This is a genomic window from Bradyrhizobium sp. CCGB12 (assembly GCF_024199845.1).
GTDB lineage: Bacteria > Pseudomonadota > Alphaproteobacteria > Rhizobiales > Xanthobacteraceae > Bradyrhizobium.
The window spans coordinates 1,217,040-1,240,012 of sequence record NZ_JANADO010000001.1; the positions used below are offsets into that span (position 1 = coordinate 1,217,040).

At 65.0% G+C, this 22,973-nt stretch carries 19 protein-coding genes; 10 read left to right on the forward strand and 9 right to left on the reverse strand.

Translation table 11 applies throughout. The features are described from left to right. The first annotated feature begins 243 nt into the window (after nucleotides 1-243). A complete protein-coding gene (locus tag NLM27_RS05705) occupies nucleotides 244-972 on the forward strand; it encodes a Crp/Fnr family transcriptional regulator (RefSeq protein WP_254142416.1) in 729 nt (242 codons plus the stop codon). Between the two features lie 10 nt (nucleotides 973-982). Here the strand turns inward: NLM27_RS05705 and NLM27_RS05710 are convergent, their stop codons facing one another. Then, on the reverse strand, nucleotides 983-1,759 hold the full coding sequence (locus NLM27_RS05710) for a cyclase family protein (RefSeq protein ID WP_254142417.1): 777 nt from the start codon (nucleotides 1,757-1,759) through the stop codon (nucleotides 983-985). A gap of 298 nt (nucleotides 1,760-2,057) precedes the next feature. On the opposite strand from NLM27_RS05710, the gene NLM27_RS05715 reads away from it, so the two are divergent. The 4 genes from NLM27_RS05715 (at nucleotide 2,058) to NLM27_RS05730 (ending at nucleotide 5,755) form a co-directional block, all read left to right on the forward strand. Next, nucleotides 2,058-3,029, forward strand: a complete 972-nt coding sequence (locus tag NLM27_RS05715) for a TRAP transporter substrate-binding protein (protein ID WP_254142418.1) — start codon at nucleotides 2,058-2,060, stop codon at nucleotides 3,027-3,029. A 65-nt stretch (nucleotides 3,030-3,094) separates the two neighbouring features. Further along, nucleotides 3,095-3,643, forward strand: a complete 549-nt coding sequence (locus NLM27_RS05720) for a TRAP transporter small permease (RefSeq protein ID WP_254142419.1) — start codon at nucleotides 3,095-3,097, stop codon at nucleotides 3,641-3,643. Next, nucleotides 3,634-4,926, forward strand: coding sequence for a TRAP transporter large permease (locus NLM27_RS05725; RefSeq protein WP_254142420.1), 1,293 nt, complete (start codon nucleotides 3,634-3,636; stop codon nucleotides 4,924-4,926). Before NLM27_RS05720 ends, NLM27_RS05725 begins: the two co-directional genes overlap by 10 nt. Nucleotides 4,927-4,948: 22 nt before the next feature. Next, nucleotides 4,949-5,755, forward strand: coding sequence for an SDR family oxidoreductase (locus tag NLM27_RS05730; protein WP_254142421.1), 807 nt, complete (start codon nucleotides 4,949-4,951; stop codon nucleotides 5,753-5,755). 14 nt (nucleotides 5,756-5,769) lie between these two features. On the opposite strand, the gene NLM27_RS05735 is transcribed toward NLM27_RS05730, so the two are convergent. Genes NLM27_RS05735 through NLM27_RS05750 form a run of 4 tightly spaced genes read right to left on the reverse strand, consistent with a single transcriptional unit; the run spans nucleotide 5,770 to nucleotide 10,048 of the window. After that, nucleotides 5,770-6,468, reverse strand: a complete 699-nt coding sequence (locus NLM27_RS05735; RefSeq protein ID WP_254142422.1) for a substrate-binding domain-containing protein — start codon at nucleotides 6,466-6,468, stop codon at nucleotides 5,770-5,772. Then, nucleotides 6,465-8,591 (reverse strand): molybdopterin cofactor-binding domain-containing protein, encoded by a 2,127-nt coding sequence (locus NLM27_RS05740; protein ID WP_254142423.1) that lies wholly within the window; start codon nucleotides 8,589-8,591, stop codon nucleotides 6,465-6,467. The genes NLM27_RS05735 and NLM27_RS05740 overlap by 4 nt, the downstream gene beginning before the upstream one ends. Continuing rightward, complete coding sequence (locus NLM27_RS05745) at nucleotides 8,588-9,058, reverse strand: (2Fe-2S)-binding protein (protein ID WP_254142424.1); 471 nt, start codon at nucleotides 9,056-9,058, stop codon at nucleotides 8,588-8,590. Before NLM27_RS05745 ends, NLM27_RS05740 begins: the two co-directional genes overlap by 4 nt. A gap of 15 nt (nucleotides 9,059-9,073) precedes the next feature. Further along, nucleotides 9,074-10,048, reverse strand: a complete 975-nt coding sequence (locus NLM27_RS05750) for a tripartite tricarboxylate transporter substrate binding protein (RefSeq protein ID WP_254142425.1) — start codon at nucleotides 10,046-10,048, stop codon at nucleotides 9,074-9,076. A 232-nt stretch (nucleotides 10,049-10,280) separates the two neighbouring features. Between NLM27_RS05750 and NLM27_RS05755 the strand changes: the two genes are divergently transcribed. Next, nucleotides 10,281-12,371, forward strand: a complete 2,091-nt coding sequence (locus tag NLM27_RS05755; protein ID WP_254142426.1) for a molybdopterin oxidoreductase family protein — start codon at nucleotides 10,281-10,283, stop codon at nucleotides 12,369-12,371. 207 nt (nucleotides 12,372-12,578) lie between these two features. On the opposite strand, the gene NLM27_RS05760 is transcribed toward NLM27_RS05755, so the two are convergent. Then, entirely contained in the window at nucleotides 12,579-13,952 is a 1,374-nt protein-coding gene (locus NLM27_RS05760) for a caspase family protein (protein WP_254142427.1), read from the reverse strand. A 179-nt stretch (nucleotides 13,953-14,131) separates the two neighbouring features. Between NLM27_RS05760 and NLM27_RS05765 the strand changes: the two genes are divergently transcribed. Then, on the forward strand, nucleotides 14,132-14,914 hold the full coding sequence (locus NLM27_RS05765) for an enoyl-CoA hydratase/isomerase family protein (RefSeq protein WP_254142428.1): 783 nt from the start codon (nucleotides 14,132-14,134) through the stop codon (nucleotides 14,912-14,914). A gap of 213 nt (nucleotides 14,915-15,127) precedes the next feature. On the opposite strand, the gene NLM27_RS05770 is transcribed toward NLM27_RS05765, so the two are convergent. The 3 genes from NLM27_RS05770 to NLM27_RS05780 form a co-directional block, all read right to left on the reverse strand. Then, nucleotides 15,128-15,556 carry a heme-binding protein gene (locus NLM27_RS05770; RefSeq protein ID WP_254142429.1) on the reverse strand — a complete coding sequence of 143 codons (429 nt, stop codon included), beginning with the start codon at nucleotides 15,554-15,556 and terminating at the stop codon, nucleotides 15,128-15,130. After that, nucleotides 15,549-18,524: an FAD-binding and (Fe-S)-binding domain-containing protein gene (locus tag NLM27_RS05775; protein ID WP_254142430.1), complete on the reverse strand. Its 2,976-nt coding sequence runs from the start codon at nucleotides 18,522-18,524 to the stop codon at nucleotides 15,549-15,551. Before NLM27_RS05775 ends, NLM27_RS05770 begins: the two co-directional genes overlap by 8 nt. A gap of 107 nt (nucleotides 18,525-18,631) precedes the next feature. Continuing rightward, entirely contained in the window at nucleotides 18,632-19,369 is a 738-nt protein-coding gene (locus tag NLM27_RS05780; RefSeq protein ID WP_254142431.1) for a GntR family transcriptional regulator, read from the reverse strand. Between the two features lie 134 nt (nucleotides 19,370-19,503). Here NLM27_RS05780 and NLM27_RS05785 point away from each other — a divergent pair, with 134 nt between their 5' ends. From NLM27_RS05785 to NLM27_RS05795, 3 genes are all read left to right on the forward strand, one after another. After that, nucleotides 19,504-20,703 (forward strand): alanine--glyoxylate aminotransferase family protein, encoded by a 1,200-nt coding sequence (locus NLM27_RS05785; protein ID WP_254142432.1) that lies wholly within the window; start codon nucleotides 19,504-19,506, stop codon nucleotides 20,701-20,703. A gap of 140 nt (nucleotides 20,704-20,843) precedes the next feature. After that, nucleotides 20,844-22,043, forward strand: coding sequence for an alanine--glyoxylate aminotransferase family protein (locus NLM27_RS05790; protein ID WP_254142433.1), 1,200 nt, complete (start codon nucleotides 20,844-20,846; stop codon nucleotides 22,041-22,043). A gap of 46 nt (nucleotides 22,044-22,089) precedes the next feature. Beyond that, nucleotides 22,090-22,884 (forward strand): enoyl-CoA hydratase/isomerase family protein, encoded by a 795-nt coding sequence (locus NLM27_RS05795; RefSeq protein ID WP_254142434.1) that lies wholly within the window; start codon nucleotides 22,090-22,092, stop codon nucleotides 22,882-22,884. The last annotated feature ends 89 nt before the right edge of the window (nucleotides 22,885-22,973 follow it).

The window sequence follows — 22,973 nt, forward strand, 5'->3', positions numbered from 1 at the left end:
ACGGTGTTCGTCCGGCCGGCCTCGGCGGTTCGGCAGCGCCTCAACGCAATCGCGACTTGCGTTGCCTGCAACTTTGCATCGATTTGAGTGCATCGGCGCATCCTTTGGATGCCGCCCTCCGCCTGACCACGGCGTTTTCGCAGCAATGGCCCGACACCGCACCCCCTGCTTTCCGGTTGAAAAGCTTGATAACGTTGACTACGCAGGAACCTCAGTGCCTCGCAGTCTTAGGAGCTCCGCGGCGTGCCTCAGGACAAGACCGGCGATCCCCGACAGTCGGCGGGTAACAAACTATCGGTCCTGCGCAAGCACCCGATCTTCGCGGATCTGGAGCCGGACGCGCTCGATCAGCTCTGCCGCTATGCCAAGCACACCACCGTGAAGCGCGGTTCGACGATCGCCGCCAAGGGCGATCCCGGCAACAATTTGTTCGCGGTGATCACGGGAACGGTGAAGATCTCCTCTTCCTCGCCGGATGGACGGAATGCCATTCTCAATCTGATCGGTCCGGGAGAAATCTTTGGCGAGATCGCGGTGCTCGACGGTGCGCCCCGGTCGGCCGACGCCACCGCCAACACCAATTGCGAGCTCTACATCATCGACCGCCGGGACTTCCTGCCCTTCGTGAAGAGCCAGCCGGCGCTGGCGATGAAGTTCATCGAACTGCTCTGCGCGCGCCTGCGCTGGACCAGCCAGCAGGTCGAGCAGGTGATCCTCCAGAACCTGCCGGGCCGGCTCGCCAGTGCGCTGCTCGGTCTCACCGAGGAGCGCAAGCTCGACTCCGGCAGCGGCACGCTTGCCATTACCCAGCAGGAGATCAGCGAGATGGTGGGGATGACGCGCGAGAGCATCAACAAGCAATTGCGCGCCTGGTCCGGCCGCAACTGGGTTCGCCTCGAGCACGGCGCCATCGTCGTGCTGGATACCGATGCGCTGCGCGAACTTGCCGAGAGCGGCCTCGACGGCGCGTGATTCCTCGGACCTAGCCGTCGATGATGGCGACCGCGCGGGTCCAGCCGGCGGAGGCGCGCTCGATCTTCACCGGGAAGCATGAGACCGTGAACCCGGTCGCGGGCAATTGATCGAGATTGTGCAGCTTCTCGAGATGGCAATAGCCGATATGCCGTCCCGCCTTGTGACCCTCCCAGATCAGGCCGGCGTCTTTCGTTTCGGCATATTTCTTCGCGGTGTAGACGAACGGTGCGTCCCAGCTCCAGCCGTCGGTGCCGGTCAGGCGGACGCCGCGCTCGAGCAGGTACATGGTGGCTTCATAGCCCATGCCGCAGCCGGAGTTGACGTATTCGGCTTGACCGAATTTTGCGCCGGCGCTGGTGTTGACGACGACGATCTCCAGCGGCGACAGCGTGTGGCCGATCCGTTTCAGCTCCTTCTCGACATCGTCGGCGCTCGCCACGTAGCCGTCGGGCAGATGCCGGAAGTCGAGCTTCACGCCGGGTTGAAAGCACCATTCCAGCGGCACCTCGTCGATCGTCCATGACCGTTCGCCGCGGTTCATGGTCGGATGGAAGTGCCAGGGCGCGTCGAGATGGGTGCCGTTATGGGTCGACAGCGAGACCTGTTCGACGGCCCAGCCCTGGCCGTCCGGCAGGTCCTGCGCCTTGAGACCGTCGAAGAACTGCAGCATGCGCGGCAGACCCTGCTGGTGATCGATATACTGGATCGTCGGGTGGTTACCCGGTGGATCGGCCGTCACGTCGTTTCTGAGCGGCACGGAGATGTCGACCAGCTTCCGCGGCATGGGCACTCCTTCCAGATGGTCCGCTGCGCCGGGCAGCTTGGAGGACCTCCATTGCTGGCGTCAAGTAACGTGCCGGCGACGTCGAGCCTGCCCGCTGCACCCGCCATAATGCGAATTGCGCCAGAAATCGATCGATGCAACTGTTGCATCGATCGATGCCGGATTTGGCTTGGACAGAGAATGCCGCCCGCCCTAGGGACGACATTGGCGCTTGACTTCACGCCTGAGGTGGAGCGACCCAAGGCAGCTCGCAGCACTTGCCCGACAACGACATAATCAATCCAGGAGGAAAGCCCAGATGAAGACACTCACCGGTATCATTACAGCCGTTGCACTGGCGGTCTCAGCGCCCCTGGCGACCGCACGCGATTTCCGCTCCGCCGACGTCCATCCTGCCGACTATCCGACCGTCGAGGCCGTCAAGTTCATGGGCAAGCAGCTCGCGGCGGCGAGCGGCGGCAAGCTCGGCGTGAAGGTGTTTCCGAACGGCGCCCTGGGCTCCGAGAAGGATACTATCGAGCAGCTCAAGATCGGCGCGCTCGACATGATGCGGATCAACGCATCGCCGCTGAACAACTTCGTGCCCGAAACCATCGCGTTGTGCCTGCCCTTCGTCTTCCGGGACACGCAGCACATGCGCACTGTCCTCGACGGGCCGATCGGCGATGAGATCCTGGCGGCGATGGAGCCCGCGGGATTGGTCGGGCTTGCCTATTACGACAGCGGCGCCCGGTCCATCTACACCGTCAAGGCACCGGTCAAATCGCTCGCCGACCTCAAGGGCCTGAAGATCCGCGTGCAGCAATCCGACCTGTGGGTCGGCATGATCCAGAGCCTCGGGGCCAACCCGACGCCGATGCCCTATGGCGAGGTCTATACCGCGCTCAAGACCGGGTTGGTGGACGCTGCCGAGAACAACTGGCCTTCCTACGAATCCTCGCGCCATTTCGAGGCCGCCAAGTACTACAACGTGACCGAGCACTCGCTGGCGCCCGAAGTTCTCGTGATGTCGAAGAAGGTCTGGGACACGCTGAGCAAGGAGGATCAGGCGATGATCCGCAAGGCGGCCAAGGAATCGGTGCCCGTCATGCGCAAGCTCTGGGACGAGCGTGAGCAGGCCTCCCGCAAGACCGTCGAGGCGGCCGGCGTCCAGGTCGTCACGATCGCCAACAAGGCGGAATTCGTCGACGCGATGAAGCCGGTGTACGACAAGTTCGCCGGTGACGAGAAGCTGAAGGGCCTCGTCAAGCGGATCCAGGCCACGAAGTAAGAAAGACCACAGCGTCGGGTCCGGCGTCGCCCAAGGCGACACCGGACCTTCCAGGGGAGGCGCGCATGACAGACCCACACGTCGCAAGCCACGAGCAGGAGGTCGCCGGACGCCCGTCGACCGGCTTGCTGTCGCGGATCAATGCTCCCGTCGCTCGCTTGGGCATGTATCTGTCGGTGACCGGCCTGCTCGCCATCGTCGTCATCGTGTTCTACCAGGTGTTCGGGCGGTACGTGCTCAATTCCAGCCCGACCTGGACGGAGAACCTCGCGCTGGTCCTGATCCTCTACGTCACGCTGATCGGCGCCGCCGTCGGCGTGCGCGATGCCGGACACATCGGCATGGACAGCTTGCTGGTCATGCTCCCGGATCACGTGCGGGAGAAGATCGAGCTCTTGATCCACGTCCTGGTGGCCGTGTTCGGCGTTGCGATGGTCTACAACGGCTGGATCCTCGGCGCGTCGGTCGGGACCGTGCATATCCCCAATCTCGGCCTGCCCGAGGTTGTCCGCTACGTGCCGCTGATCGCCTCAGGTCTCCTGATCGTCTCCTTTTCAATCGAGCACATCATTGCTCTCCTCCGCGGCGAAGAGGTCGTCCCCTCATGGAACTGATCATCCTCGGCGCCACGTTCTTCGGCTTCCTCATCCTCGGCGTTCCCGTCGCCTTCGCGATCGGCCTCTCGGCGATCTGCACCATCCTTTACGAAGGCCTGCCGGTCGCCGTCATCTTCCAGCAGATGATGTCGGGGATGAACATCTTCTCGTTCCTCGCCATTCCGTTCTTCGTCTTCAGCGGTGAGCTGATGCTGCATGGCGGCGTCGCCGACAAGATCGTGCAGCTCGCCAAGAATCTCGTCGGGCACATCCGCGGCGGGCTCGGCATGTCGAACGTGGTCGCCTGCACCCTGTTCGGCGGTGTTTCGGGCTCGCCCGTGGCCGACGTGTCGGCCATGGGCGCCGTGATGATTCCGATGATGAAGAAGGAAGGTTTCGATACCGACTACGCCGTCAACGTCACCACCCACGCCTCGCTGGTCGGAGCCTTGATGCCGACCAGCCACAACATGATCATTTATGCCCTGGCCGCCGGCGGCAAGGTCTCGATCGGCGCGCTGATCGCGGCCGGCCTCCTGCCGGCGATGGTGCTGATGGTCTGCATGCTGGTCGCCGCCTATGCAGTCGCGGTGAAGCGAGGCTATCCGGCCGGCAAGTTTCCGGGCTGGCCCGAGGTTTTCCGCTCGCTGGCGGCCGCGCTGCCGGGGCTTCTGATCGTCGGCATCATCCTGGCGGGCATCCTGTCCGGCGTCTTCACGGCAACCGAATCCGCAGCTGTCGCGGTCACCTATACGATTCTGCTGACCTTCTTCATCTACCGCACCATGTCCTGGGGCAATTTCCTGCGCGCCGCCGCCAAGGCGGTGAAGACGACGGGCGTCGTGCTGCTGCTGATCGGCGTCTCCACCATGTTCCAGTATCTGATGGGATTGTACGAGGTGGCCGACCTCGCCGGCGAGATGATGAGCAAGGTGTCGACGCAGCCCTGGGTCGTCTTCCTACTCATCAACGTCATCCTGTTCGTGCTCGGCACGTTCATGGACATGGCCGCGACCATTCTGATCTGCACCCCGATCTTCCTGCCGATCGCGATGAAGGCAGGCATGGATCCGGTGCAGTTCGGCATGCTGATGCTGATCAACTGCGCGCTTGGGCTCAATACCCCGCCGGTCGGAACGACGCAATTCGTGGGCTGCGCCATCGGCGGCATCTCGGTCGGCGCGGTCATGCGCACCATCCTGCCGTTCTATGCCGCACTGATCGCAGCACTGATGTTCGTGACCTACGTCCCTGCATTCTCGCTGTGGCTGCCCCGCCTGCTGATGGGGTACAAGGGCTAGCAGCTACAGGGAGACTTCGTTCGTGACGGACTATCGCAAGCTCTTCGATCTCACCGGAAAGACCGCCGTCGTCCTCGGTGCCGCATCCGGCATCGGCAAGTCGTCGGCCGAGGCCTTGGCCGGGCTCGGCGCCCGGGTCGTCTGCGCCGATCGCGCACGCGACGCCGCGGAAGCGACCGCCGCCGGCATTCGCGACAAGGGTGGCTGGGCGGAGGCAGCGGCTTGCGACGCCGCAAGCGCTGCGGACGTCAACGCGCTCGCCAAAACCGTCATGCAGAAATTTTCGCGACTCGACATCGCCGTGACGACGCCCGGGCTCAACATCCGCAAGACCATCCTCGACTATACCGAGGAGGATCTCGATCGCGTGCTGAATCTCAACGTCAAGGGCACGGTCTGGTTCTTCCAGGCCTTTGGCCGCATCATGGTCGAGCAGAAGGGCGGCAGCATCATCGCCTGCTCCTCGGTGCGCGCAGTTACCATCGAGCCGGGTCTCGGCGTCTACGGCTCGACCAAGGCGGCGATCGGCCTCCTGGTGAAGGGCTTTGCCTCCGAGGTCGGCCACGCCGGCGTGCGCGTCAATGCGATCGCGCCGAGCATCGCCGAGACCGCGTTGACCGGCCCGTTCAAGCAGCGGCCCGACATCTACAATCTCTACGCCGGCCACACCGTGTTCAACCGCTGGAGCAGCGCCGACGAGGTCGCCACCGCCGTGGCCTATCTCGCCTCGGATGCCGCGAGCTATGTCAGCGGCAGCACGCTGTTCGTCGATGGCGGCTGGACTGCCGTCGACGGCCCGCCGACCGGTCTCACCCAGCTGCACAAATAGGGCGTCGCCGGCATCTAGCCGGTAAAGCCCGCTTGCCGGCGCAGCTCCTTCCGGTCTGCGCCGGTCAGCAACGCGATCAGCGCGGCGGCCTCTTGCGGATGGGCGGCCCGCGTGGTGACGCCGGCGGTGTACATCGTCACGAGCTCGCAGCCCGGTGGCAGCGACCCCGACAGCGCGATACCCTCGGTCGCGATGATCTCGGTCGCCTGCGTGCAGCCGACCGGCCGTTGCGCGGTGGACGCAGCAAGCTCCCGCATCGCGGTTGCGCCGTTCGGAAATACCTTGAGGCGTGACGCGGTCTCATAGGCGATGCCGAGCTGGTCCAGCACCTTTGCAACGTGCTGTCCTGCCGTCGAGGCCTTGGTATCGGGCACGTAGATCGCATCAGACCCGCGCAGCACGTCACGCAGATCGGCTTCGGTCTTCACCGTCACCCTGGGATCGCGGTTGCGGACCGCGAGCGCTGTCTCGACCCGGCCGACATCGGCGATCGAAGAGGGGATGACGAGCTTTTCCGCGGCGAGCTTTGCAAGCAGCGCCTGGGTCAGGATCACGAGATCCGCCTGCGTTCCCGCGCGCAGCTTGTCGGCCATGATGCCGACCGCGCCGAATTCGCCGTCGATGCCGAAGCCGGTCTGCGCCTTGAAGGCGTCGGTGAGGCCGCGCACCAGGCCTTGCGCTGCGCCGCCGCTCAAGATGTTCACTGTCGTCACGATGCAAGCTCCGCGGCTGCAATGATCCTGTCGCGCGTGATCGGCAGGTCGCGCACGCGCACGCCGAGGCAGTCGTAGACCGCATTGGCGATCGCCGCCGTCACCGGACCGTGCGCGGCTTCGCCGGCGCCGACCGGTTCGATCTCCGGCCGTTGGATGATCTCGACATCCACCGCCGGCACCTCGCTGAATTTCAGGATCGGATAGTCCGTCCAGGAGGTCGACATGATGCGCGACCGGTCGAAGCGAACACGCTCCTTCAGGACCCAGCTCGTCGCTTGGATGGCACCGCCCTCGATCTGGTTGATGACGCCGTCCGGATTGATGGCCTCGCCGACATCGACCGCAAGCGTCAATCGCTTCACGCGGATGTCGTCAGTGCCCTCGATTTCGGCAATCGCCGCGCAGTAGGCCCCCATGTTCTTGTAGCGGGCAAAGCCGACGCCATGGCCGATGCCGGACTGCTTCTGCGGCTTCCACGCGGCGCGCCGCGCTGCGGCGCGGATGACATCCTTGGCGCGTTCGTCGCGCAGATGCCGCAAACGGAACGCGATCGGGTCTTCGCCGCGCAGGGCGGCGATCTCGTCGAGCAGGGATTCGATGGCGAACACGTTGCCTTGCGCGCCGAGCGTCCGCAGCGCCGAGGTGCGCACCGGCATGGTCAGCAGCCGGTGGCTCATGACCGTCCAGGCTGGAAGGTCATAGAGCGGCACCGAGTTGCGATCGCCGCCGCCGCCATTCGCCGCGGGCGGATTCGTCGAGATCATGCGCGGGTAGGGGTTTGCGATCTCGGTCGCCGCAAGCAGCGCGGGCTGCGTCGCGCGTCCCGGCCGTGCTGCGTGGCCGTTGCTCCAGATCGCATGGCGCCAGCCGATGATTTCGTTGCCCGCATCGAGATCGGCCTCGATTTCGATGGCCATGGCCGCGCCGAACGGCGCGTGGGACATCTCGTCGTGGCGCGACCATTGCACCCGCACCGGACGGCCGCCGGCAGCCTTCGCCAGCAGCACCGCATCGAGCGCGACGTCATCGGCCGCGTTGTGTCCGTAGCAGCCGGCGCCCTCCATATGCTCGACGACGATGTTCTCGGCCGGCAGCTTGAGCACGATCGCAAGATCGGCGCGTAGCAGATAGACGCCCTGGCTGTGGGTCCAGACATGGACGCGATCGCCATTCCATTGCGCCACGGCGCAGGATGGCGCGATCGAGCCGTGTGCGATGTAGGGGCGGGTGTATTGCCGGCGCAGGGTTTGGGCCGGCCTGTCCGTCGTCGCCGTCCTGGTGTCGATGACATCAGTCTCGACCGGCTGGCTCCTCAGAAAGCTCGCCAGATCATCCTCGTCGGGCAGCGGCTCGCCGGCCGACCAAGTCGCGCCCTTGCCCAGGGCTTTTAGCGCGGCTTCCGCCGCTGCCTCGCTGTCGGCAACGACGCCGGCAAAGCCGCCGTCGCGGACGATCGTGAGGAGGCCTGGAACGTTGTCCGCAGCCTCTTCATTGAGCGCAATCAATTTAGCGCCCGAGACATCCGGCCGTAGTACGCATCCGTGCAAAAGGCCCGGCAGCGCATAGTCGTGGATGAAGCGCGGTCGCGCGAACACCTTGTCGGGAATGTCGACCCTTTGGACCGAGTGTCCGGCGATGGCTCGCTCGGCGGCACTCTTCGCTGTCGCGCCCGCGGTGGCGTCGTGGTCGAGCGAGACGTCACCAGCGAGCTCCCAATAGCTGGTCCTGACATTGCCGGGTCCCGCGATCGTGCCGTCGTCGATATCGAGCAGCGACGCATCGACGCCGAGACGTTCCGATGCCGCGGTCAGGAAGCGCTGGCGGACTTCGGCACAGGCATGGCGCAGCGCGCGGCCGGATTGCTGGATCGAGAGGCTGCCGGAGGTGACGCCTTCGTTAGGGCTGGCCGCCGTCGAGGCGCGGATCATCTCGATGCGCCCAATATCGACATCGAGCTCGTCCGCGGCGATCTGGGCCAACGCCGTCACGATGCCCTGGCCGATCTCGACCTTGCCGGGCGAGATCGCCACCCGGCCTTCGGTAAACCTCACCCAGGACGACAGCCTTGGATTGGCTGCGAGGCTGACGGGCAGCTTCGGGGCAGGGGACGGCACATTCATGACGTCGCCATCTCCGATGCGGCCCGCATCACCGCGCGGACCATACGATTATGCGATCCGCACCGGCACAGATTGCGATCGAGCGCCGCTCTGACCTCGGCCTCCGTCGGCGACGGATTGCGCTTGAGCAGCGCCGCCGCGCTGATCAGGATTCCCGAGACGCAATAGCCGCATTGCATCGCCTGCTCGGAGATGAAGGCGCGTTGCAGCGGATGCGGCTGTTCGACCGTGCCGAGGCCTTCCACTGTGACGACGTCCTTGCCCGCGACCGACCACATCGGCATGTCGCAGGCGGCCAGCGCGCGGCCCTCGACCATGACGTGACACGCACCGCACTCACCGGCGCCGCAGCCGAAATGTGCACCGGTGACGCCGAGCCGGCCGCGCAGCACATCGAGCAGCGTCCGATCGGGATCGACGTCCACGGCCGTCGCCGCGCCGTTGAGCTGGAATTGGATGGCGGACATTCTCGCTCTACGACCTCAGCTCTTGTCAAACTTCTTGACGACGTCGGCCCATTTCTCGATGTCGCCGCGCAGGAATTTCTCGAATTCCTCCGGTGTCATCGACATGGGGACGGCACCCTGCTCGGTCCAGAGCTTGACGATGTCGGGTCGCTTCACCATTGCGTTGACGGCCGCATTGAGCTTGTCGATGACGGGCTTCGGCGTCCCCGCGGGCGCCATCAGGCCGAGCCAGATCGTCGCCTCATAGCCGGGCACTCCGGCCTCGATCGCGGTCGGCACGTTCGGCAGCACCGCCGAGCGCTGCTTGCCGGTGGTGGCGAGTGCGCGGACCTGGTTTTCGCCGATGTTCGGGGCCATCGCCGGCACGGCGTCGATCATCATCTGTACCTGTCCGCCGATCACGCCGCTGCGTGCCTCGCCGCTGTTGCGATAGGGGACGTGGACGATGTCAGTTCCGGCCATGGCTTTGAACAGCTCGCCCGCCATGTGATAGGGCGTGCCCTGGCCGGAAGAGGCGTAGTTCAATTTGCCCGGTTGCGCCTTGGCGAGCGCGATGAACTCCTGCAGTGTCTTCGCGGGAACTTGCGGGTTCACCACGATGACGAGGTCGGAATAGTTCACCGGCGCAATCGGCACGAGGTCGCGCATCAATTCATATTTGCGCTTGTCCAGGGTCAGCAGCGATTCATTCGCGGTCTGGGTGTTGGACATCATCAACAGCGTGTAGCCGTCGGCGGGTGCTTTCGCCGCTTCGATCGTGCCGATCACACCGCCAGCCCCGGTGCGGTTCTCGATCACGAAAGGCTGGCCAAAGCTCTCCTGGAGGACGTTGCCGATCAGCCGTGCCGCGACGTCCGCCGGTCCGCCGGCGCCAAAGGGCACCACGATCCGGACCGCGCGGGTGGGATAGTCCTGAGCCAATGAGGGGACTGCAGAGAGGGCCCCGAGCAGGCTGGCAGCCAGCGCCAGCATGAACCTTCGGGCTGTCATGCCCACCTCCCTGATGTCGTTCTTGTTGGCCGGCACTGTAGCGGCAGGGGATACGAACTGTCGACGGATCACAAGGTCGATCCTGCCAGGAATATCGGGACGGTTTCGGTGTGACCGTGCGCCCTTCGCAGTCGCGGCAGGAACCGGCGGCGCACGTGATCTGAGCAAATCGCATGGGCATTGCCGGATAAATGCCTCGGCTGACAGGTATTTTGATGTTACGAATTTGGCCATGAACCAGCACGCCAAGATCGAAATTCGCCATTCGACCTGTCCGCATGATTGCCCCTCGGCCTGCGCCCTCGATGTCGAGGTGGTCGAGGGACGCAGCATCGGCCGCGTCCGCGGTTCGAAGAAGCAGACTTATACGGCCGGCGTCGTCTGCGCCAAGGTCGCCCGCTACGCCGAGCGCATCCATCATCCTGAAAGGGTGATATTTCCGATGCGCCGCATCGGGCCGAAGGGCTCCGGACAGTTTGCTCGGATCTCCTGGGATGAGGCGCTGGACGAGATCGCCGATCGCTTCAACCAGGCCGAGCGCGAGTTCGGCGCGGAATCGATCTGGCCCTATTACTACGCCGGCACGATGGGGCTGGTGATGCGCGATGGCCTCAACCGCCTCACCCATGTGAAGAAATATTCGCGCTTCTATCAGACCATCTGCGCCAATGTCGCGCGTATCGGATTCGCGATCGGCACCGGCAAGATCGCCGGCGTCGATCCGCGCGAGATGGCGCTGTCCGACCTCGTGGTGATCTGGGGCACCAATCCCGTCAACACCCAGGTCAACGTGATGACGCACGCTGCCCGCGCGCGCAAGGAGCGCGGCGCGAAGATCGCGGCGGTTGACATCTACGACAACGACACCATGAAGCAGGCTGACATCAAGATCATCCTGCGGCCCGGCACCGATGGCGCCTTCGCCTGCGGCGTGATGCATGTCCTGTTCCGCGACGGCTATGCCGACCGCGCCTACATGGACAAATATACCGATTGCCCGGATGAGCTCGAGGCGCATCTGAAGACGCGCACGCCCGAATGGGCCTCGGCCATCTCAGGCGTGCCGGTGTCGGAGATCGAGGCCTTTGCCAGGGCCGTCGGCGAGACCAAGCGGACCTTCCTGCGTCTCGGTTACGGCTTCACCCGCTCGCGCAACGGCGCGACTCAGATGCACGCAGCGCTGTGCATTTCCGCGGTGACGGGCGCCTGGCAATATGAAGGCGGCGGCGCGTTCTTCAACAATTACGCGCTATGGCACTTCAACGAATCCATCATCGAAGGCCACGACGCCATCGACAAGACCACGCGTGCGCTCGACCAATCGCAGATCGGCCGCATCCTCACCGGCGACGCCGAAGCCCTGCACGGCAAGGGCCCGGTCAAGGCGATGCTGATCCAGAACACCAACCCCATGACGGTGGCGCCGGAGCAGGCGCTGGTACGGCAGGGCTTTGCGCGCGAGGATCTGTTCGTCGTGGTGCACGAGCAGTTCATGACCGAGACCGCCGCGATGGCCGACATCGTGCTGCCGGCGACCATGTTCATGGAGCATGACGACCTCTATTACGGCGGTGGCCATCAGCACATCTCGGTCGGGCCGAAGCTGATCGATCCGCCCGGCGAGTGCCGCTCCAACCACGAGGTGTTGCAGGCACTGGCGCCGCGGCTTGGCGCGAAGCATCCGGGCTTCGAGCTGACGCCGCGCGAATTGATCGATGCGACGCTGAAGCTCAGCGACCACGGCGACATCGCCGGGCTCGAAGCCGATCTCTGGCGCGACCTGCAACCGGATTTCCGCACCTCGCATTATCTCGACGGCTTTGCCCATGCCGACAAGAAATTCCACTTCAGGGCGGACTGGGCGCATCCGCCGTTCGGCCAGACCATGGGTGATTTCGACAAGATGCCTGATCTGCCGGACCATTGGGCGGTGATCGAGCACACCGACCAGGTCCATCCGTTCCGGCTCGCGACCAGCCCCTCGCGCAGCTTCCTCAACACCACGTTCAACGAGACGCCATCCTCGCAGGCGCGCGAGGGCAGGGCCAGCGTGATGATCCATCCCCTGGATGCCGCCGCGCTGGGCATCGCCGATGGCGATGCGGTGACGCTCGGCAATACGCGCGGTGAGACCACGCTGGTCGCTGCGCTGTTCGAGGGCGTGCGGCGCGGCGTGCTGGTCGCCGAATCCGTTCACCCGAACAAGAATCATGTTGGCGGCCGCGGCATCAACATGCTGACGGGCGCGGACACCATCGCGCCGATCGGCGGCGCTGCATTCCACGACAACAAGGTCTGGATCAGGAAGGCTATTTACGTCTAATCGGCCATCCTTCGAGACGCCCGCCCTTGGTGGGCCCTCAGGATGAGGACGGAGTGTGCGGCGGCAATTTCAACAGGGCAAAGATGGCGCTCAGCCTCATCCTGAGGAGACCGCAAAGCGGTCGTCTCGAAGGACGAGGCGCTCGTTCGGGCGCGGCCGAGGAGCGCAGCTGCGTTCGCGGAGCGCTACGCCCTAAATCATCGCGCCTCAAGGCACGCACTCCGTGACGCCGTAGCCCGCGAACTCCTTCGCGATATCAGGGTTCATCGACTTCGCCTGCGCGATGTCGGTGGCGCCGTCGCCGCCGCTCTTGCGGGTGGCGACGCCGCGGCCGAACAGCGAGGATGAGGAGCGCGGGTTGCGCTGGATCGCGTCGGTGTAATCTTTGATCGCCTCGGTGGTCCGCCCGAGCTTGAGGTTGACGAGCCCGCGGCTGTCGAGCGCATCGCTCAATCCGGGATTGACCTGCAGTGCGAGATTGCAGTCGGCGAGCGCGCCCTGCAGGTCGCCGGTCGCAGCCCGGGTCCAGCAGCGGTTGTTCAGCGCTTCCCCATCCCTGGGAGCGCGGCGGATCACGACGTCGAAATCCTGCATGGCGAGCGCATAGGCGCGCTTGATCGCGTAGACCTGGCCGCGCTTGTAGCGTGACGCGAGGTCGTTGGCATTGGCCGCGATCTTGCGACTGAGGTCGGCGATGACTGGATCTCTTGCCAACTCGTCGGCGGTTGGGGCGGGCGCTACTTGCGGCACCTCGCAGGCCGGCCTCTGCGGCTCCTGCGTCTGGGTGTCCGGCCTGGCCTGAGCCTTGTTGTCCGGTGGTCGCGTGACGGTACCCGCGAATGAGAATTCCGTCGTCAGCGAGGAGGACAGCCACGGCACCTGCTCGCGGTTGGTGGCAGCGACCACGCCGTTCTTGGTGTTGGTCAAGGCCTGCTCGGCGCTGATGTTCGGCGCGCGCATCTCGCGGAGCAGCTCGGAGACGAACAGGCTGCGATCGGTCTTGCCGCTGGCCGTGACCGCGCCGAGCGCGGCCGAGTAGAGCACGAGCGAATTGTTCGGCGCGATCGCCGGCGCAAGGCCGGCCGAATAGCGGCGGAAACGCCGCTCGAACGGGTTGCGGCGCGAGGCGTCGATCAATGCGATCTTGATCGCGGCGCCGCGCGTGTTCACCTCGGCGAGAATGGTGTCGAGGCTGAAGCCGTCGCGCGAGACATCAGGCTCGGTCCAGATTTGCGCGTCGACCGGTAGCAGGTAGGTCTGCCGGTTGGACTGGATGGCGAAGCCGTCGAAGAAGATCAGCGCTACCGCGCCGCGTTCGATGCGGGCGTAGAAGCGATCCAGCACCTGTCGCATGGCATCGCCCGTGAGGTTACTCTGCCTGTCGACGACGAAACCGTCGCGCTTCAATTCCTCGGCGACGTCCTGTGCGTCGTTGGCGACGTCGCTGAGCACGAGTTCATTGTCCGGATATCTCGCATTGCCGATCACGAGCGCGATCTTCGCGGCATCGGCCGCGCGGCTGGCGGTGCCGCCGCTTAGCACGACCAGCCCGGCCAGCAACAACACAAGTGCGGCGCGCATGAAATGGCTCATCGGTGATCAAAATCTCCCGTCAGGATAGCGGCCACGACCCGTAATTCAATCGACCAACGAAGTTGCGCCCACACGCTATGGTGACAGGGCATTGCAGATTGCCCTTGCGTGCGCCGCCCGACCTGCCGCAAATGACAGCAAAACGGGAGCAAGGAAGCGAGCGTGCCATGACCAACTCCATTGGCGTCATCACCGAGAAGCGCGGGCAGGCGTTCTGGATTACCATCAACCGGCCGGAGAAACGCAACGCGCTGAACGGCGACGTCATCGCCGGTATCACCAAAGGCTATCGCGACGCGCATGACGACAAGGACGTCCGCGTCATCGTGCTGACGGGCGCGGGCGACAAGGCGTTCTGCGCGGGCGCCGACTTGCAGAATTCCGGCGCGGCTTTCGCGATGGATCATTCCAAACCAAATGTCGACTATGCTGATCTGTTACGTTTGTCACAGAACTCCACCAAGCCAGCGATTGCGCGGGTCGGCGGCGTCTGCATGGCCGGCGGCATGGGCCTGTTGTGCATGACCGACATGGCGATTGCGGCCGACCACGTCATCTTCGGCCTGCCGGAGGTGAAGGTCGGCGTGTTCCCGATGCAGGTCTTGAGCCTGCTCCAGCGCATCGCGCCGCCGCGGCTCGTCAACGAATGGGCGCTCACGGGCGAGCCGTTCGACGCCAGGGCCGCGCTGGGCGCAGGCCTTCTCAACTACGTCGTGCCCACAGCCGAGCTCGATGCCAAGGTCGATTGGCTAATCGGCCGCATCGTCGACAAATCGCCGACCGCGATCCGCCGCGGCAAATACGCCATGCGCGCGATCGCCTCGATGTCGTTCGACGAGAGCATCGCCTACACCGAAAGCCAGATCGCGTTGCTCGCGATGACCGAGGACGCCAAGGAAGGCCTGAAGGCGTTCAGCGAGAAGCGCAAGCCGGTCTGGACGGGGAGGTGAGGGAAGTTCTTGGGTCGTCCTGGCGACAGCCAGGACGACGTTGGCGAGGAATTGCGAAAATGCTCCAACGCTCGTCATTGCGAGCGCAGCGAAGCAATCCAGTATCTTTCCGCGGCGGCTGTCTGGATTGCTTCGCTGCGCTCGCAATGACGGAGCAAGGGGAAGGGCCGTCGTCCCGCCTTGTGCCAAGAGGGCGCGTCCCGGAATGACGAGCTACCCCGCGTTCGCCTTCAATCCCGCCGTCTGGATACCCGCGACCGCGCAGGCTTCGTCATTGTCGGAGGTGTCGCCGGAGACGCCGACGGCGCCGAGCAGCGTCGAGCCGTCCATGATCAGCACGCCGCCGGGGACCGGCACCAGCGCGCCCTTGGCGATGGTGTTCACGGCGTCGATGAAATAGGCCTGCTCCTGGGCGCGCTGGAACAGCGCGCGTGAGCCCATGCCCATGGCAAGCGCGCCATAGGCCTTGCCGTGCGCGATCTCGGCGCGCATCAGGCTTGTGCCGTCCTGCGCCGCCGCGAGCTTGAGCACGCCGCGTGCGTCGAGGATGGTGACGACCAGCGGCTTCAGCTTCAGCTCGCCGGCCTTGGCGAAGGCAGCGTCGAGGATCTTGCGGGCGATTTCGAGCGTGAGTTCAGCCATGGCTGGGTTCCTTTGCAGCTGGAGAAGTGGAGTTGATGTCGGCGCGATCGAGGCTCATCGCCAGCACGCGGGCGACGTGGAGCGCTTCGCGCTGGGCGCCGTCGTGGATCTGGTGCCGGCACGAGGTGCCGTCGGCAACGACGAGCGTATCTCTGTCCGCACGCCGCACGGCCGGCAGCAGCGACAGTTCGGCCATCTCGATCGAGGCGTCATAGGTGTCCGCACCGTAGCCGAAGGCGCCGGCCATGCCGCAACAACTCGACTCGATGGTCTCGACCTCAAGGCCGGGGACGAGGCGCAGCACCTGCTCGACCGGCTTGAAGGCGCCGAAGGATTTTTGGTGGCAATGGCCGTGCACAATCGCTTTGTCAGCGATGGTACCGAGCGGCAATTGCAGCCGGCCGGCCTCGGCCTCGCGTACCAGGAACTCCTCGAAGGTCAGCGCGTGGGCGCCGACCGCCCTGGCATCGTTGTCCTTGCGTAGCGAAGAAAGCTCGTCGCGCAGCGTCAAGAGGCAGCTCGGCTCGAGGCCTATGATTGGCACTCCGCGCGCCGCAAAGGGCGCGAAGGCGGCCACCAGGCGATCGAGCTCGGCCTTGGCTTCATCGACGAGACCGGCCGACAGGAAGGTCCGGCCGCAGCACAGCGGGCGACTGCCACTCGCGGGCTTCGGCAGATGCACGCGATAGCCGCCGGCCGCGAGCACGCGCAGTGCGGCCTGAAGATTTTCGCGTTCGTAGATGCGGTTGAACGTATCAGCGAACAGAACAACCTCGCGGCCGGTCTCCGGACCGACGCTTTCAGCCGGCGGCACAAAGACGTCGCCGCGGAAGGCGGGCAGGGCCCGTCGCGCGCTGATGCCGGCAAAGCGCTCGAACAGCTTTCGCAGCAGCGGGCTATTGTTGCGCAAGTTCGCCAGTGGCGCGAAGCGTGAGGCAAGGCCGGCATAGCGCGGGAGGTAGCCGACCAGCCGGTCGCGCAGTGTCAGGCCGTGAGAGGCGGCGCGCGCGGCAAGCACCTCGATTTTCATCTTGGCCATATCGACGCCGGTCGGGCACTCGTGACGGCAGGCCTTGCAGGATACGCAGAGCTTCAGCGTCTCCATCATTTCGTCGGAGGAGAGCGCATCGGCACCAAGCTGGCCGGAGATCGCGAGCCGCAAAGTGTTCGCACGCCCTCGCGTGACGTCCTTCTCGTTGCGCGTGGCGCGATAGGACGGGCACATCACGCCGCCTTCGAGCTTGCGGCAGGCGCCGTTGTTGTTGCACATCTCGACCGCGCCCTGGAAGCCGCCGCCGGCGCCGGGATAGGCCGACCAGTCGAGTTTTGTCTTCAGCTCGCCGACGCGATAGTCGGGCTTGAAGCGGAACAGCGAACGATCGTCCATTTTGGGCGCATCGACGATCTTGCCGGGATTGAGCACGCTGTCGGGATCGAAGCGGTGCTTCACTTCCCTGAAGTCGGCGACGAGGCGCTCGCCGAACATCGTCTCGTGGAATTCGGAGCGCACCAGTCCGTCGCCATGCTCGCCGGAATGCGAGCCCTTGTATTCGCGCACCAGCGCGAAGGCCTCCTCGGCGATGGCGCGCATCGCCTTGACGTCCTTCTCCAGCTTCAGGTTCAGCACCGGGCGCACGTGCAGGCAGCCCTCGGATGCATGGGCATACATCGTGCCGCTAGTGCCGTGCCTGGCAAACACCTCGTTCAGCCGCGCGGTGTAGTCGGCGAGGTGCGGCAGCGGCACGGCGCAGTCCTCGACGAAGGAGACCGGCTTGCCCTCCTGCTTCATCGACATCATGACGTTGAGGCCGGCGGCGCGGAAATCGGCAATGCCGCTCTGCAGCGCAGGTTCAGTGATCTCGACCACGCCGCCCCATTTGCGCGTGTCGTTGTTCCAGCCGAAGCCGAGATCGCCCATCAGCTCGCCGAGCTGCTTGAGGCGCGCGAGATTGTCCGCCTGGTCCTCCTCGGCGAACTCGACCACCAGCACGGCATCCGGATCGCCCTTGATCGCGGCGGAGATGATTGGCCTGAACATCGCGATGTCGCGGCCGAGCGCGATCATGGTGCGGTCGACCAGCTCGACTGCGATCGGCTTCAGCTTGACCAGATGCTGGGCCGCGTCCATCGCCTCGTAGAAGCTGCCGAAATGGCAGACGCCCAGCGCCTTGTTGCGGATCACAGGCCACAGCTTCAGCTCGACCTTGGTGGTGAAGGCCAGCGTGCCTTCGGAGCCGACCAGCAGATGCGCCATGTTGTTCGGCGCATTGCGCGGCACCAGCGCATCGAGATTGTAGCCGCCGACGCGGCGCTGCACCTTTGGGAAGCGCGTCGCAATCTCGTCGGCCTCGCGGGCCCCGAGATCGAGCATGTCGCGGAACAGGGCGCGTGCGCTGTCGCCGGGCCCAAGATCGGAGAGATCGCGCGACACTTCGCCGAAGCGGCTCAGCGTGCCGTCGGCAAGCGCGGCCTCCATCGACAGCGTGTTGTCGCGCATGGTGCCGTAGCGCAAGCTACGGCCGCCGCAGGAATTGTTGCCGGCCATGCCGCCGATGGTGGCGCGCGAGGCCGTGGAGACGTCGACCGGAAACCACAGGCCGTGCTTTTTGAGCTGGCGGTTGAGGTCGTCGAGCACGATGCCGGGCTCGACCACGCAGGTCCGGTTCTCGACGTCGAGCGACAGGATCCGGTTCAGGTGCTTGGAGAGATCGACCACGAGCCCGTCATTGACTGTCTGGCCGCATTGCGAGGTGCCGCCTCCGCGCGGGGTGACCTTCAGCCCCTCGTCGCGGGCGATCGCCAGCGCCCGCAAGGCCTCGTCCATGGTCCGGGGGACGACTACGCCCGCCGGCATGATCTGGTAGAACGAGGCATCGGTGGCATAGCGGCCGCGGCTGAAGCCGTCGAACAGGACGTCGCCGGTCATTTCGGCGCGCAGGCGCCGTTCGAGCGAGGAGGCGTTTGTCATCCCTGAGTCCCGCCTGATCCAGCGAGGTGGGTCACCCTTGCTGAGTTATTCATTATGGATCGCGTTCGATTATATTATGAATTCAAATTGAGCAAGCCAGGCGGCGCCTAAGGCGAGGCCGGCGCGCCCTCTTCGGGCTCGGCGAGGTGCTCGATCGCGGCCGCCCGCTTGTTGCGCAGATGCTGGAACAGGATGTCGCTGAGCTCGCTGCCGGCGCGGCGGCGCAGCGCATCGAGGATCGCCTCGTGCTCGCGCATCGCCTCCGCCCAGCGCTGACGCTTGCGGGCGAAATTGGCGGAGTAGCGGACGCGGCGGATCCGGCCGGCGAAATTGGCGTAGGCCGTCTTCAGCGTCTCGTTGCGCGCGGCCGCGACGATGCTCTCGTGGATGCGCTGGTTGGCCTGGAAATAGCCGTGCATGTCGCGATGCAAATAGTGGCCATACATCTCGTAATGCAGCTGCTCGATCGCGGTGATTTCCGCATCCGTAATGGTTTCGCAGGCGAGACGGCCGGCGAGGCTCTCCAGCCCGGCCATCACGTCGAACAGCTCCTCGAGGTCGCGCTGGCTGAGCTGCCGCACCCGCGCGCCGCGGTTGGGCAGGAGCTCGATCAGGCCCTCGGCGGCGAGCACCTTGAGCGCCTCGCGCAATGGCGTGCGGGAGATGCCGAGCATCTCGCAAAGCTGCCGCTCGGGAACGCGAGCGCCTTCCGGAATGTTGCCCTCGACCACGTAATCGCGCAGCCGCAAGAGGATCTCGTCATGAAGCGAGGCGTCCTGGCGGTCGCCGCCATTTGCGGTCGGCGGGGCGATCGGAACCCCGGTGTCGGGAATCGTGGATTTCATTTGCAGCACAATAGTTTGACCGTTTGGTCGCGTCGATGGATACAATCGAATACCAAATTTTGATTGAAAGGACAAAAAATGAATGCAAAATAGCCGGAAAGAGCCGAGCAGAACCCGCCGAAAGGGAGGTTTTCATGCATCAGGGACGCCATTTCCTTCAGATTCCGGGCCCGAGCCCGGTCCCTGAGCGCGTTCTGCGCGCGATGGACATGCCGGTCATCGACCACCGCAGCGCGGAGTTCGGCGAACTCGGCCGGACCGTGCTCGAAGGCAGCCAGAAGATCTTCCAGACCAAAGGACCGGTCGTGATCTTCCCCTCGTCGGGGACGGGGGCGTGGGAGGCTGCGATCGTCAACACGCTGTCGCCGGGTGACACGGTGCTGATGGTCGAGACCGGCCATTTCGCCACCTTGTGGCGGCAGATGGCCGGGCGTTTCGGCATCGAGGTCGATTTCGTCCCGGGCGATTGGCGCCGCGGCGCCGATCCGGCCGTGATCGAGGCCAGGCTCGCCGCCGACGCCGCGCACGCGATCAAGGCCGTCATGGTCGTTCACAACGAGACCTCGACCGGTGCGACCAGCCGTATCGCCGAGATCCGCGCCGCGATCGACCGCACCTTGCATCCCGCTCTCTTGATGGTCGATACCATCTCCTCGCTAGGCTCGGTCGACTATCGCCACGACGAATGGAAGGTCGACGTCAGCGTCAGCTGCTCGCAGAAGGGGTTCATGCTGCCGCCCGGCCTCGGCTTCAACGCGATCTCGGAGAAGGCCCGCGCCGCATCCAAGACCAACAGGATGCCGCGCTCCTATTTCGACTGGGAGGAGATGCTCAAGCCCAACGCAAAAGGCTTCTTCCCCTACACGCCGGCGACCAATCTGCTGTACGGCCTGCGCGAGGCGATCGCGATGCTGCTCGAGGAGGGGCTCGACAACGTGTTTGCGCGCCATCAGCGGCTCGCGGCCGCAACGCGCGCTGCCGTCAATCATTGGGGCCTCGAGATCCTCTGCCAGGAGCCGGCCGAATTCTCGCCGGTGCTCACGGCGGTGCTGATGCCGCCGGGACATGACGCCGATCAATTCCGGAAAGTGGTGCTCGACAATTACAACATGTCGCTCGGCTCGGGCCTGTCGAAGGTTGCCGGCAAGGTCTTCCGCATCGGCCATCTCGGCGAATGCAACGCGTTGACGCTGCTCGGCGCGCTCACCGGCGTCGAGATGGGCCTGTCCGTCGCCGGCGTGCCGCACCGTGCCGGCGGCGTCGATGTCGCGATGAAGCTCCTGGAGCAGCGGCCGCAGGGCAATGCCTCGCCGCACCTGAAAGTGGTCACGTGAGGGTGTTCGCGGGGAGGGGGATGGCATCCGAGGGCAGGCCCGCCTGCCATGCTCGGACGGCCCCTTTAGAGAGGGGACAAGCCGGTCAAATGGTGCTATTCGGCGGCCATCAAACCAAGGCTAGACCGGGAAGGACGCCGATGACCGTGCATACTGGAAGGCATTTCTTACAGATTCCAGGACCGACCAACGTGCCCGATAGGGTGCTGCGGGCGATGGACATGCCGACGCTGGACCATCGCGGTCCGGAGTTCGCCGAGCTCGGCTTTGCGGTTCTCGCCTCGATGCAGCGGGTGTTCCGCACCAAGCAGCCCGTGATCATCTTCCCCTCGTCCGGCACCGGCGCCTGGGAAGCGGCGATGGTCAATGTGTTCGCGCCCGGCGACAAGGTCCTGATGTGCGAGACCGGCCAGTTCGCCGTGCTGTGGCGCGGCATCGCCGACAAGTTCAAGCTCGACGTCGACTTCATCCCGAGCGACTGGCGGCATGGTGCCGACCTCGCCGAGATCGAGAAGCGCCTTGCCGCCGACAAGCAGCATGCGATCAAGGCGGTCTGCGTCGTCCACAACGAGACCTCGACCGGCTGCGTGACGCCGCCGCTCGAAGTGCGCAAGCTGCTCGACCGCGTCAAGCATCCGGCGCTCTTGATGGTCGACACCATCTCCGGCCTCGGCTCGATGGAATATGAGCACGATGCCTGGGGCATCGACGTCTCCGTCGCAGGCTCCCAGAAGGGCCTGATGCTGCCGCCCGGCCTCGGCTTCAACGCTGTCTCTGAAAAGGCGCTCAGCGTTGCGAAGGCCAACCCCGGCATGCGCTCCTACTGGGACTGGCAGGAGGTCATCAGCTTCAACCAACTCGGCACCTTCCCCTACACGCCCGCAACCAACCTGCTCTATGGCCTGCGCGAAGCGGTCAAGATGCTGGAAGAGGAGGGACTGGAGAACGTCTGGAGCCGCCACAAGCGCCACAGCGCCGCGACGCGCGCCGCGGTCAAGGTCTGGGGCCTGGAGACGCAATGCGCCGACCCTGCCGCACATTCGCCGGCGCTGACCGGCGTGCGCGTTCCCGATGGACACGACGCCGATGCCTTCCGCAAGGTGGTGCTGGAAAACTTCGACATGTCGCTCGGCACCGGCCTGAACAAGGTCAAGGGCAAGGTGTTCCGCATCGGCCATATCGGCCATTTCAACGATCTGATGCTGATGGGCACGCTCGCGGGCGTCGAGATGGGCCTCGATCTTGCGAAGATTCCGCACCGGAGCGGCGGCGTGTTGGCGGCGATGGACGTCTTGAAGGGACGCGACGCGGTGCCGATGGCAAAAGCTCAGGTGGCCTAGAGGTTGAGCTGGCCTGAACCGACCTAAATAGAAGAAGAGACGCGCGATGAACGCACCGACGACGAACGAAGACCTGCTCTACTCCGTCCAGGACGGCATCGCGCGGATCACCTTCAACCGCCCGCAGGCGCGCAACGCAATGACCTTCGCCATGTATGACCGCATGGCGGAGATCTGCCAGGAGATCAACGCCGATCGCTCGATCAAGGCGCTGATCCTGACCGGGGCCGGCGACAAGGCGTTTGCCTCCGGCACCGATATTTCTCAGTTCCGTGCGTTCAAAACCGCGCAGGATGCGCTTGACTATGAGGCCCGCATCGACCGCGTGCTCGGCACGCTCGAGCAGTGCCGCGTGCCCGTGATCGCGGCCATTGCCGGTGCCTGCACCGGCGGCGGCGCCGGCATCGCGGCCTGCTGCGATCTCCGCATCGGTACCGAGACGACGCGGATGGGCTTTCCGATCGCGCGCACGCTCGGCAACTGCCTGTCGATGTCGAACATCAGCCGCGTCGTCGCGCTGGTGGGTCCCGCCCGCACCAAGGATATGATCTTCAAGGCGCGCCTCGTCGAGGCGCCGGAAGCCCTCGCACTCGGCCTGCTCAACGAAGTCGTGCCCGACGTTGAGACGTTGCAGCGTCGCGCCGACGAGACCGCAAGGCTCGTCGCCAGCCACGCGCCGCTCACGCTGGAAGCGACCAAGGAAGCGGTGCGCCGCATCCGTCGCACGCTGTCGCGCGAAGAAGGCGAGGATCTGATCCTGAAAGCCTATATGAGCGAAGACTTCCGCGAAGGCATGGATGCCTTCCTCAACAAGCGCGCGCCGATCTGGAAGGGCAGGTAAAGCATCATGGGCTTTCGGCTCCGTCAGTCGAAAGTCATATGCGTCGAATTGCCCGCCTGCTTGAACTCGTCAGTATTAGTCCGCACAAT